Source organism: Pelomonas nitida, from assembly GCF_043555975.1.
In the GTDB taxonomy this organism is placed as follows: domain Bacteria; phylum Pseudomonadota; class Gammaproteobacteria; order Burkholderiales; family Burkholderiaceae_C; genus Pelomonas; species Pelomonas nitida.
This window is the reverse complement of record NZ_JBIGIA010000007.1, coordinates 1-11,889: the sequence shown is the minus strand read 5'-3', so window position 1 is coordinate 11,889 and position 11,889 is coordinate 1. Positions and strand designations below refer to the sequence as shown.

The window sequence follows — 11,889 nt, the reverse complement described above, 5'->3', positions numbered from 1 at the left end:
GATGCAAGAACGCGAGAAGCTGGCGATTGCGGCCCACCTGCACGTGGTGATGCGGCGCAAAACCGGGCGGGTCACCGATGTGGAGTGGCTGGTCCGCAACAACGACTATGCGCGGGAGATCATCAAGCTGGCCTTGTCCGAGCCGGACCAGAGCGAGCTGCATGAGTGGGCACGCAAGCTGCGCTCGGCCTTGTTCGTGCCGGCTCCCGACAGCAAGCCGAGCAGCCGTGGCGAAGCGGCGTTGGTACCCGCGAAGTCGAAGTCAACCTCGCGACGCTTCCTCGACAGCTTGCGCTGAGGCGTTTCTCTAACCACGCAACTGCCTGTATCGCGCCGAGCGCCACCCCCTCGTTGCCGAGGGCGTTTGTGCGCGCCAGTGCCGATGCGGGTGACCGCATCAGCCTGATCAGGCGGCGCCGCCGTCAGGCCGGCGCAGGTGTTTTCGAGAGCCGTCAGCGCTGGCCCTCGATCGTCGAGCGCCAGCGCTGGCCGCGGTGCGTCAAGGCCATTGGCCGTTGTGGCCGCCGGCCGCTGAAGGGCCGCGCCGTCCCGGCCGCGGCCTTCAGCTCACCTCTCAGGAGCAGCTCAGCTTGGCCAGGCCGGTGCCTGCACCAGCGGCCGTCGGCAGCTGAGCCTTCACGCAAGCCGGGGTGTTCGGCGTGTAGCTGTAGGGAATGCCGACGGGGAAGTTGGCGGTGCTGACCCAGTCCTTGGCGTCGCGGCTGGGCGAGGACTCGCTAGCCACCCAGGTGATGCCATAGGTCGCGAAGTCGGCGGCGGTGCGGATGTTGTTGTTGCGCAGTTCCCAATAGCCGATGGACGAGCTGTCACGCGACGTCACGGGGTTTTGCGACTTCTCGAAGTAGTTGGCTTCGATCAGCGAGTAACCACCCATGCGGATGTTGGCGCCGGACGTCTTCACGTCGGTGAACAGGTTGTTGTAGAGGTGGGTGTAGCCACCGCGCTGCAGCGGTGCGCGGGAGCCGATGTTCTTGTAGTAGTTGTGGTGGAAGGTGATGTAGCGGGCGCTGCTGTCGCTGTCGCTGGAGCCGATGAGGCCGACCTTGTGGTGGTCGTGGATGTAGTTGTAGGAGTAGGTCAGGTGGTGGGCGCCTGCCTTGTTGTCCACGAGGCCGTCGAATTCCAGGTCGCCGGCGCCGCTGCATTCGGCCAGCGAGCTGAACAGCGTGTTGTGGTCGATCCAGATGTAGCCCGGCACCTTGCCGCCCTGGCCTTCGATGCCGATCGCGTCGATGGAGCCAGGCAGCAGACCGATGGTCATGTTGCGGATGATGATGTTGCTGGCTTCCGCCTTGATCGCCAGGCCGAAGTTGGCCGCAGAACCGTCAGCACCTTCGATGGTGATGTTGCTCTTGTTCTTGATCTCGACGATGGCGCCGGCCGGCTTCTTCCACTGCGTGCAGGCGTCAGGGATGGTGCCGAAGTCGAACTTGCCGGTGTAGCGCAGCACGAGGCCGCCGGTGCCGCTGTAGGCGTCGATGGCCGCTTGCATTTGCGCAGCGGTGGCCACTTGCACGGCGGCCACGTTGCCGCCGCCGGTCACCTTGCCGGCGAAGCCACCGCTCACGTCAGTGGCCGGAGCAGGCGTCGGGGCGGGGGTGGGCGCAGGCGTCGGGGCCGGAGTCGGGGCGGGGGTGGGTGCCGGGGTCGGGGCGGGCTTGGGTGTCGGAGCCGGCGTGGGGGCCGGCGTCGGAGCAGGCTTCGGTGTGGGAGCCGGCGTAGGCGCGGGGGTCGGAGCCGGCTTGGGCGTGGGCGCCGGCGCGGGCGTCGGGGCAGCCGACGACACAGGGCCGATGGCGCACTTCTTGGTCTTGCCGGGATAGGGGTCGCTGCCAAAGGTGGCCGTCTTGCAGGCGATGTTGCCCGACAGCGTCTTCGTCACGAACTTGTCCTTGATGCCGAAGGAGATGACGTGCTTGGCGCCGTCCTTGATGGCGCAGGTCTCGCCCTCATCGGCGCACTTGGAGTAGCCCGAGGGCCAGTCAGCGGCGAGGGCGTTGCCGGCACCGGCGATCGCCAGCAACGCGGCGGCTCCCTGAAGACTACGAGCGAACTTGGTCATCTGTGTTCCCTTTGGATTTGGATTGAAATCAGGCGGCCCCCAACGAGAGGCGCCGTCCAAGGCCCGTGGATGTCGGGCTTGGCATGGAGCGGCACCATAACGACAGATTCGTGCCTATTTCTTGTAATTGATGCCTGGTGGCAGGTCTTGCTTTTTGTAACGCATGCGGCGCACCGGCGCTGTGCGAGGCGCACAGCCGTGGCACGGTGCTGGGCTAGCCCGGGCGGCCAGCGGCGAGTGTGGTGCGCTGTGCGTGCGGCGACGCGCCGAGGTGCAAGGCCGGGGCGGCGTTGCCTCCCGCAGTTGCGGCGGTGAAGCTCGCCGTCACCTGCTTGTCGGTCGCCAGCGTCAGCGTGCAGCGCGGTGCGCTGCCCTGGCAATCACCGCTCCAGCCGGCAAAGGCCTGGTCTGCCGCCGGTGTGGCCAGCAAGGTCACGGTGCTGCCTGCTGCGAAGCTCGTCGTGCAGCTGCCGGTGCAGGCCAGGCCAGCTGGCGTGGACCCCACGCTGCCGGTGCCGCTGATCGTCACGGTCAGGCTGTGCGGGGCCACGGGCGCCTGCGAGCGGTTGCCGCCGCCGCAGCCCAGCAGCGCGAGCGCGACGCACAGGCCGGGCGCGGTGCTGAGCAGGGCGGGGTGAAGAGGAGGCATGAACGCCGGTGTCGATGGGCTGCTCAGTTACTGCAAGCACAAGGCGGTGGTGCCGCCGGGCCGCGCCGCGCCGAGCGCCCCGGGGAAACCCGGAAAGTGCCCGCCCCGGCTGGCGGTGAACGCCGGCAGGGGGCGGGACGGGCGGAGCGGGTCAGGGGTAGCTGGTCAGCGTGGGCGTGTAGCTCGCGTTGCAGCCGGTCTGGGCGCCCGTGTTGTTGACCACGTGGACGATGCCGCCGTTGCCACCCAGGCAGACGGTGATCATGTTGTGGAAGCGCACATTGCTGTTCGTGGGCGCCTCGATGGCGTGGTCCAGCACGATGCCGCCGTTGTTGAACACGCTGTAGATGCCCAGGCCCCAGGCCTCGTGGCTGGTCACCCAGTTCGACACGCGGTAGGCCGCATGGCCGCGGCCCGTGGAGCTGGTCCACGCGGCCTGGCTGGGCGGGTCGTAGGGGATCTCGGACTGGTAGAAGTAGACGCGGCCACCATTGCCGTTCCACACCACCTGCTGTTCCTGGAAGTGCTCCACGAACAGGCCGTAGATGGTCACGTCGTTGCCGTTCACCCACAGGCCGTTGGCCGAGGGGTTGGTCGTCCAGCCCACGCCGTTGCCATGGTCCGCACGCCACAGCCAGGTGTGGTCGACGATGGTGTTGTTGGCGTTCAGGCTCAGGCCGATGTTGGCGCGGCCGGCCGCGGCGCCGCCGACGCGGAAGAACAGGTCGTGCAGCGTGATGGGGTTGGCCGCGTGGTTGGCGCTGGCACCGTTGGGGCCCACTTCCATCAGCACGCCCGACTCGGTCGCGCCCGCGTCCAGGAACAGGCCCGAGAAACTCAGGCCGTCGACGTCGGCGGTCTGGATCAGCGGCTGGCCGTTGTCCGAGCGCAGCGTCGGGAAGCCGATGCCCAGCACCACGGTGTTCGGGTTGTTGACCTTCAGCGTCTGCGTGAGCAGGTAGTTGCCAGGCGTCAGCAGCAGATGCTTGCCCATCGCCAGCTGGGTGTTGATCGTGGCCGCGCTGTCACTGGGCTTGGCGATGTAGAACTGGCTGATGGGCAGCGTCTTGCCGGGCGTCGTGCCGCCGTTGGCCCAGCTGATGCCGCTGGTGTTGGTGGCCAGCGACGGCACGCGCACCGCGTAGCGGCCGTCAGCGTCGATGAACAGGTAGGGCTTCTCGCGGATCACCGGCGTCTGGGCGATCTTCGTGAAGCGGGCGCCCGGCGTGGGGAAGTCACCGGCCGGCGCGTTGGGCACGCCCACGAACACCATGTTCCAGTTGGAGCCCGTCCAGCTGCCCCACTGGCTGTTGCGCGAGATCCATTGCTGCTGCGAGCCGGAGTTGACCTGGCCGTCCACCAGCACGTCGGAGAACCAGCCGCCGCTGGACCAGCCGCTGTTCTGGTTCAGCTTGATGTTGCCGCGCACGTGCATGCGGCGGAACGGGATGGCCTGCGACACCGCCCACTGCATCGTGTTGTTGCCGATGCCCAGCGTCGGCGTGACCGAGAAGTTCTCGGCGCCGCGCCAGAAGTTCTGCGTCGCGTTGTCGCCGTCGAGGTAGGCCGTGGAGCGCAGGTCACCCACCACGTGCACCTGATCCGGGTGGCTGCCCAGGCCCAGCACCTGCGTGTAGAAGCCCACCGGGATGCGCAGGTTGTTGTACGTGCCCGGCATCAGCAGGATGGCGTCGCGGCGCGGGCCGAAGTGGTTGGGCTGCTGGGCGTTGTAGATCTCGTCGATCTTGGCCTGCAGATTGGCCGTCAGCGGGCTGACGATGTGGACGTTGGAACCGAAGTCGGGCGTCACCACCGGCACATCGGACAGCACGAACTGCTCCCAGGTGTCGACCGCCGTGCGGTTGGCCACCAGCTTGCCGCCGATGTTCAGGTCGGCCGCGACGAACAGGTTGTTCGCCGCCGAACGCAGCGCCACCGTGCCGTTGGCCTGGGGCACCAGGGTGAACTGCTCCCACGCCTGGGCCTGCGTGCGGTTGGAGATCAGCGAGGCCGTGTTGGGAGCGGCCAGGCCGATGTCGGCCGACACCAGCTTGCCGCTCACCGTGGAGCGCAGCGAAACCGTGCCGTTGCTGTTGCTGATGACCTCGAACTGCTCCCAGCTGCTGGCCGTGGTGGCGGTGGCGGTCAGGTAGGACGTGCCGGCAGCCGTGGCGCTGACGAACTGGTTGTTGGCCATGGCGCGCAGCGTGGCGGCGTCGGCCGCGTGCCAGGCGCACAGCAGGGTGGCGGCGGTGGCCAGGCTGGCCAGTGCGGCACGCGGGCGGGGCAGGGAGAGGCGATGGCCCGCCGGGGCCGGGGCAGAAATCCGCGTCATGGAGTCCTCGGGAAGCGTTCAGCGCGCCCCGCGAGGAGCGGCTGCAGTGATGGATCTGGGTGACGGCGTTGCGCCGGATGAGCACAACGTCACGCAGGTTACCGAGGGGTTGTCGCGGGCTTGTTACCAGCCGTGTGCGCGTGCCGCGAACGTGGCCCGTTAGCGGTTTCGGGGGCGGCCGGGCCGCTCTGGCGCAGTGTTTGCGCCGGGGTGCCAGGCGGGCCGGGCGCCGCGCGGGCACGGCCAGGCTGACGCCTCGGCGGCGGGTGTCGCCACCCGTTGGGCACGAATGTCAGGTTTTGATACCACCCGGCCCGCCGAGGCCCTGGCGGGCAAGGCGTTGCCTTCACCTTCTGGAAAGCCGGAGTTCTTCGCGGCAGCATGCCGGTGCACACGCAGGCCACGGCGCCTCACAGCCATCGGGAGGCTCGAGGCTCAGCGGTCGTTGCCGGCAGGCGACCTTATATTGCCCATCGACCCTGCCCCCAGGGCCGACACCCAGACCCACGGCACACGGCCTGACGCCCTGAGCCGTGGCCTAGCCATCACTGAAGGAAGCACCATGTCCCGTCGGACTTTTCTGGGCACCACCGCAGGCCTGTGCCTGACGACTGCCCTCGCCCCTGTTCGTGCGCTCGCGCAAGGCAGCGCGCCCATCGTCATCAAGTTCAGCCATGTGGCTGCCAACGACACCCCCAAGGGCCTGGGCGCGCTGCGTTTCAAGAAGCTGGCCGAGGAGCGCACCCAGGGCCGCGTGCGCGTGGAGGTGTACCCCAACAGCCAGCTCTACAAGGACAAGGAAGAGCTGGAGGCACTGCAGCTCGGTGCCGTGCAGATGCTGGCCCCGTCGCTGTCCAAGTTCGGGCCGTTCGGCATCAAGGAATTCGAGGTCTTCGACCTGCCCTTCGTCACGCCCGACACCGCCAGCTACCAGCGCGTGGCGGCCAGCGAGTTCGGCGCGGCCATGCTCAAGCGCCTGGAAGCCCGCAACGTGCACGGCCTGGGTTTCTGGGACGCCGGCTTTCGCGTCATCACGTCCAACAAGCCGCTGCACAAGGTGGAAGACTTCAAGGGCCTGAAGATCCGCATCAACTCCTCCAAGGTCATCGAGGCGCAGATGCGCGCGCTGGGCGTGCTGCCGCAGACCATGGCGTTCTCCGAGGTCTACCAGGCGCTGCAGTCGGGCGTGGTCGACGGCGCGGACGCCACGCTGTCCAACGTCTACACGCAGAAGTTCTATGAGGTGCAGAAGTACGTCACGCTGCTGAACCACTCCCACCAGGCCTATGCGGTCGTCATCAACCGCAAGTTCTGGGAAGGGCTGCCGGCCGACATCCGCGCGGCGCTGCAATCCGCCATCGGTGACGCCACCACCTACGCCAACGGCCTGACCCAGGCCGAAGACCGCGACGCGTACGACAAGATCAAGGCCTCCGGCAAGACCACGCTGTACGAGCCCACGCCCGCCGAACGCGACGCCGTGCGCCGCGCCATGCTGGTGGTCAGCAAGCAGATGGAAGGCCGCATCGGCCGCGACAACATCCAGGCCTTCTACCGGGCCGCCGGCGTCTCACCCGCCAACTGAGCGCAGCGGGCGCGCTGTCTGCGCGCCCCGCCTGGCTCAGCGTGTGGTCAGCCGCTTCACCAGCAACTCGGCTACGGCCTGGCTGGAGCGCGGGTTCTGGCCCGTGATCAGGTGGCCGTCCTCCTCCACGTGGCTGATCAAAGGCAGCAACGCGGAGTGGAAGTCCGCACCGCGCACCTTCATCTCGTCTTCCAGCAGGAAGGGCACGACATCCTTCAGCCGAGACAGCGTCTCCTCGGCATTCGTGAAACCCGTGGTGCGGCGGCCGCTCAGCAGCGGCTGCCCGTCGGCGCGGCGCACATTGAGCAGGCCGGCGGGGCCGTGGCACACGGCGGCGATGAGCTTGCCCGCGCCGTCATGGCGGCTGATCAGCGCCTGCAGCGTCGTGTCGGTCACCAGGTCCACCATCGGGCCGTGGCCGCCGGGCAGGAAGACGGCGTCAAACCACGCGTCCCGCACATCCGCCAGCCGTTCGCTGTGGCGCAGCGCGTGCAGCGCGGGCGCCCAGCGCTGGCGTTCGTCGTCGTTGGGCTCGGTCTTCGGGTCCAGCGGCACCGCACCGCCCAGTGGCGACGCCACGGTCACCCGGATGCCGGCGCCCGTCACCGCCAGGTAGGGCACCGCGAACTCCTCCAGCCACAACCCGGTCGGGTGGTCAGGGGTCAACTGGGTGGCGCTGGTGGTGACGAACAGGGCATGCATGGCGGCTCCTCGAGCAATGATGGTGCGTTGCACTCTAGGCAGCGCGCCGCGCAGCCCATGTCAGCCGTGGTGCCGTCCTGCGGTGGGCAGCGGCGCAGCCGATGCGGGTGCCACTGCCGCGGGCGCTGGGTTCGCGCCGGCTGATCTCACAGCGCCTGCGTGGAGGGGGCTGGAGCGGCTGGAAACCGTGGGTTTGCCGGGCCGGGCATGGCGTGTTGGCGATGGCCCTGCAGCGCCACGGCCTCGCGCTGCCTGCCTTGCTGCGGCGGCGTCGCCCGCGCCCGGGCCGCACGCGAGCGGCGCACGCTACAGTGGCCGTCGCCACGCAGGCGCCGCATCGGGCGGCCGATGCGGCGCAGGGCGGCTCGACTGAGGAACGATATGGTGAATGGTGCGGGGCGGGTGCCAAGGGTTGCCGTTGTCGGCTGCAGCTGGTTTGCGCGTGCGGCGCACCTGCCGGCACTGCGCCAGTTGTCAGAGGAAGGCCGCGTCGAGGTGGTCGCGCTTTGCAGCCGGACTCAGCCGTCCCTGCTCGAAGCGCAGCGCGTGCTGGGGCGCGAGGTGCCCACCTACACCGACTACGCCGCGCTGCTCGCGAACGAGCATGTCGATGCGGTGGACCTGGTCCTGCCCACGCCGTTGATGGATGCGGCCGTCCGCCAGGCCTTGCTGGCCGGCAAGCATGTGATCAGCGAGAAGCCCTGCGCCGCGACGGTGGCGCGCTGCAGTGAACTGCTGGCGGCCTACGGGAGCCTGCCCGGGGACCGGTCATGGTCGGTGGCCGAGAACTGGCCCTTCAAGCCGGCCGTCGTGGCCATCCAGAACATCCTCAAGGCCCGCTCGCTCGGCGCCATCGAGTCCATCGACTTCCGCTACCAGTCGGCGGGCTGGGGGGGCGGCCAGAGCTGGCGTGCATCGGCGGAGTACCGCGGCGGCTTCCTGCTGGACTCCGCCGTGCATTTCGTTTCGCTGCTTCGCCTGCTGGGCGGCGGCATTGCCGAGGTGTCGGCGCAGGTCGGCTGGCATCCCGAGGCGCACGTGGCCGACCGCGCCTTTGCAGACCTGGTGTACGAAAACGGCGCGCGCGGGCGCTTCACCGTCGACTTCACGCAGCCGCCGTCGGCGCAAGACCCGTATCAGCTCGTCGTCAAATGCACGGCGGGCACGTTGAAGGCGAACTTCACGCACAGCCAGCTGCTGGTGGAGTCGGGCGGCAAGGAGCAGTTGTTCGGCGTGCCGGACGACCCCTGGGTGGCCGGTGGCGTGTACCCCATGCTGCGGCACTGGTGCGAAGCGCTGACGAAGGGCGTGGAGCCCTCCTGCACGCCGATGGAAGGGCTCAAGGACGTGGCGGTCATCGAGGCGATGATCGAATCCGGCCGGGTGGGGCGCCCGGTGGCGCCCGCCGTGCTGCACCGCCAGCTCAATGGCTGCGGCATCCAGATCCAGGCCTACGCCGGGCTGTCCCGGTTCAAGCCCCAGCATCTGGTGAACGCCACGTCGGTGGCCGATGTGCGCACGGCGCTGCGCGAGGCGGCGTCGCGAGGGCTCAAGGTGCGCCCCATGGGCGTTGGCAACAACTGGACGCGTTATGCCCACACGAGCGGCGTCGCCATCAACGTGACGGGGCTGAGCGGCATCCAGGGCATCGACCGTCAGCGCAAGACGGTGCGAGCCGCTGCCGGCACCCGCATGGCCGACATCACGCGCGCGCTGGCCGCGCAGGGGCTGAGCCTGCCGTCGCTGCCCTTCCTGACGGACGGCACCATCGGCGGCATGGTGGCCACCGCCACCCACGGCACCAGCCCCCGCTGGGGCACCGTCTCGGACGCCGTGGTCGGCATGACGCTGGCCACCGCCTCGGGCGATCTGCTCGTGCTCGACGAGCGCAGCGATGCAGACCTGATGCGGGCGGCCCGCGTCTCGGTCGGCCTGCTGGGCATCGTCACCGAGGTCGAGCTGCAGGCCGTGGACATGAAGTGGGCGCGCAACGTGCGCATCGACATCTCGCCTGAAGATTTCGTGCGCATGCAGGCGGTCATCTTCAACCAGTACGAGCATGTCTGGGTGCATTGGGTGCTGGGCAAGCCGCAGCTGATCGTGCAGTGCCTGGAAACCAGCCCGGGCCCCCAGGAAGGCTTCTCGCCCTATGTGCAGAACGATGCCGGCAACTGGGTGCTCGCCTACCACCACGCGGTGCCGCTGCGCCCCACGGCCGACACCGTCATGCTGAGCATGCAGTACGGCGTGGCACTGCCGCGCCTGGCCGAGGCCTTGCAGGTGATCGGTGCTTCCCCCTTCGCGGCCCAGCATGCCGGCCGCGAGATCGAACTGAAGTTCCTCAAACAGAGCCCGGCATCGTTCCTGGGGCCCAACGCCGACGCCGACGTCGTGCTCTTCAACACCTACTGGCCGACGGAGCGTGCGGCGGTGGACCGCACCTTCGACGACCTGGAACGCATGCTCCAGGCCCTGGACGGCCGGCCGCATTGGGGCAAGTTCCACCAGGCACCCCGGGTGGACGAGCTCGCGAGGATCTACCCGCACTGGGGCCGGTTCGATGCCGTGAGGCGCCAGCTCGACCCCACCGGCATGTTCTCGATTTTCGATTGACGGCCGACCGCTAGCCCGGATATTTCGCGAGGTACGCGGGAATTGCGTGGATGCCAGGCGCCGGGGGATGCGCCGAGACGGCCGCAGCCAATGCCCGTAGGCATTGGCGAGGAGTTGAGCTGCAGGCCACAAGCCTGGCGCCGCGCAAGCCCGCGTAGGCCCGTGAAGCCAAAGTGGATTTCACGTTGAACGGCGAGATCGCCGTGTTCATCGGTGTTGCAGGTCGGCGCGGGCCGGCCTCGCGAAATATCCGGGCTAGGTGTCGAGGCCGGCGCCTTGATCGCGGTTCCGGCGTTGCGCCCGTCAGCGGGCGACCGGCGCGAAGCGGAGCGCGGGCGGCCATCCCGGCCGCCGCACGTGCGAACCTGAGCGTCGGTTCAGCTTGCAGCCGCCGGGCGTGGGCGAAGCAGGAATTCATCAGAACGAACCGCATTGAGGCCTGAGCCCGCATTCGCCGGAGAGATTTGGCGCATCGCCCCGAAACCGGCCGACAGGGTTTTGTCCGACCGCCGGGCCGTGGAAACTTCTAGGTGCTGGCGTTGTCCGACAGCCAAGGCGCTGCGCCCGCGTCATCGATAGGCCAATTCCCCGGCAATTCCCCGGCCAAACCGCCGGAGCGCGCCGCTTGCGATTCATCATGGCGTCATCACGCCCCGACAAGGCGGAGGCCCGCGGCGGTATCCATACCCCGCGCCCCACCCTGGCGTGATATTGCCGGCCTGAGCCGGCGCCCCACTGACGCCATTGACCACGGAGGCCGCCATGCACGTTCAACTCGCCACGCTTGCTCATCTCTCGGCCCGGCAACTGCGCGAAGCCATTCGGCGTGCAACGGCAGTGCGGCCTGCTCACGAGTGCCTGAAGGCCGAGCTTGATTTTCTGGCGGGCGTCGAGGTGCAGGATTCCACCTGGGGTGAATGGGAAGAAACCGTGCTTGAGGCGCGGAGAGTGGCCAGGAATTGATGCGGGGCGTGTTGGTAAACCACGGCTGCTTATTCTGTGCCGGGGGGAATTCGGCTCGCTTCTGGAGCGATGGGGTTTAAATTTGAGAATTGATTCCAGAATCCCGGTCCCACGCAAACAACAACGCCCGCTAATGCGGGCGTTGTGCGTTCTGGACTTCTCAGCGATTTTAAGACTGCGGAGTTGATGTCAAATGCGAAGCCAAGATGTCGAATGAGCTGGCTCCCCTGTAGCGACCGGGATCTGTATTCTCGCCACCCCACGGATTGTCATACATGCGCCACGAGGCCTCAATAAGCTGCTTGAAATTGACTTTCCCGTCCAGTTGTGCGCCGACATCCTCAAAGTTATAGAGCATGGCCCTGCCGGTGTACGCATTCGTGGTAGTGAATGCCGGATTCAAGTCACTCGTTTCCAGATAGGTCTTTGCGGCGCTCATATAAGAATTTACTGCATTTACCAATGCTCGATCCTGATTCAGCCGGGTCTCCATTACTTTCTTGTCATCGGCAGCCACATCGCCCGTTACTTGGAGCTTCCCATCTTTAATCGTGACATCCCAATCGGCCTTCGCGAGGTCAGGGCGTGACAGCGACAAATTCTTTTGAAACTTTTTCAGACGATCCTCAATGATCCGAATGTTGTCGTCTGCGGCCAGTAATGGCGCAACCTTAGTCTTTTCATTGATTTCGTAGATCGCCTTCCACTCCGCAGAGTCCTCGGATAGGTACGTCAACTCAACAGTTGACGAAGAGTTCAAGTAGTAGTCGAACCCCGCAGCCTTCGCTTCCTCCGCGGCCTTGGAGCTGGCTCCTTGCTGGATGGAGGGCGACCCCGAGTTCGACACCAAACAGCCGTTTCGAGCGTTTTCCGCCAGCGGGTCCATTTGGAATCAACAACTTAGGCGCGCATTGGTCGATTTTCTGTAGTGGCACGTTTGCTTATTTGGTGTGTTGGCA

Annotated in this window: 9 protein-coding genes; 4 read left to right on the top strand and 5 right to left on the bottom strand. The window is 67.2% G+C overall.

The features are described 5' to 3' along the window. Window position 1 precedes the first annotated feature (1 nt). Window positions 2–298 (top strand): hypothetical protein, encoded by a 297-nt coding sequence (locus ACG00X_RS10400; protein WP_394488076.1) that lies wholly within the window; start codon window positions 2–4, stop codon window positions 296–298. A 276-nt stretch (window positions 299–574) separates the two neighbouring features. On the opposite strand, the gene ACG00X_RS10395 is transcribed toward ACG00X_RS10400, so the two are convergent. From ACG00X_RS10395 to ACG00X_RS10385, 3 genes are all read right to left on the bottom strand, one after another. After that, the gene (locus tag ACG00X_RS10395) at window positions 575–2,083 is read right to left on the bottom strand and encodes a pectate lyase family protein (RefSeq protein WP_394488075.1); all 1,509 of its coding nucleotides are present in this window, start codon (window positions 2,081–2,083) and stop codon (window positions 575–577) included. A gap of 214 nt (window positions 2,084–2,297) precedes the next feature. After that, on the bottom strand, window positions 2,298–2,732 hold the full coding sequence (locus ACG00X_RS10390; RefSeq protein ID WP_394488074.1) for an InlB B-repeat-containing protein: 435 nt from the start codon (window positions 2,730–2,732) through the stop codon (window positions 2,298–2,300). Between the two features lie 151 nt (window positions 2,733–2,883). Beyond that, a complete protein-coding gene (locus ACG00X_RS10385) occupies window positions 2,884–5,067 on the bottom strand; it encodes a hypothetical protein (RefSeq protein ID WP_394488073.1) in 2,184 nt (727 codons plus the stop codon). Window positions 5,068–5,629: 562 nt separating this feature from the next. Here ACG00X_RS10385 and ACG00X_RS10380 point away from each other — a divergent pair. Then, window positions 5,630–6,652 (top strand): DctP family TRAP transporter solute-binding subunit, encoded by a 1,023-nt coding sequence (locus ACG00X_RS10380; RefSeq protein ID WP_394488071.1) that lies wholly within the window; start codon window positions 5,630–5,632, stop codon window positions 6,650–6,652. Between the two features lie 36 nt (window positions 6,653–6,688). Here ACG00X_RS10380 and ACG00X_RS10375 read toward each other — a convergent pair whose 3' ends face one another. After that, window positions 6,689–7,354 carry a type 1 glutamine amidotransferase domain-containing protein gene (locus ACG00X_RS10375; protein ID WP_394488070.1) on the bottom strand — a complete coding sequence of 222 codons (666 nt, stop codon included), beginning with the start codon at window positions 7,352–7,354 and terminating at the stop codon, window positions 6,689–6,691. A 381-nt stretch (window positions 7,355–7,735) separates the two neighbouring features. On the opposite strand from ACG00X_RS10375, the gene ACG00X_RS10370 reads away from it, so the two are divergent. Further along, window positions 7,736–9,967 (top strand): FAD-binding protein, encoded by a 2,232-nt coding sequence (locus ACG00X_RS10370; protein ID WP_394488069.1) that lies wholly within the window; start codon window positions 7,736–7,738, stop codon window positions 9,965–9,967. 762 nt (window positions 9,968–10,729) lie between these two features. Beyond that, window positions 10,730–10,930, top strand: a complete 201-nt coding sequence (locus ACG00X_RS10365; protein ID WP_394488067.1) for a hypothetical protein — start codon at window positions 10,730–10,732, stop codon at window positions 10,928–10,930. Between the two features lie 169 nt (window positions 10,931–11,099). Here the strand turns inward: ACG00X_RS10365 and ACG00X_RS10360 are convergent, their stop codons facing one another. After that, window positions 11,100–11,816 carry a hypothetical protein gene (locus ACG00X_RS10360; RefSeq protein WP_394488066.1) on the bottom strand — a complete coding sequence of 239 codons (717 nt, stop codon included), beginning with the start codon at window positions 11,814–11,816 and terminating at the stop codon, window positions 11,100–11,102. Window positions 11,817–11,889: the final 73 nt, after the last annotated feature.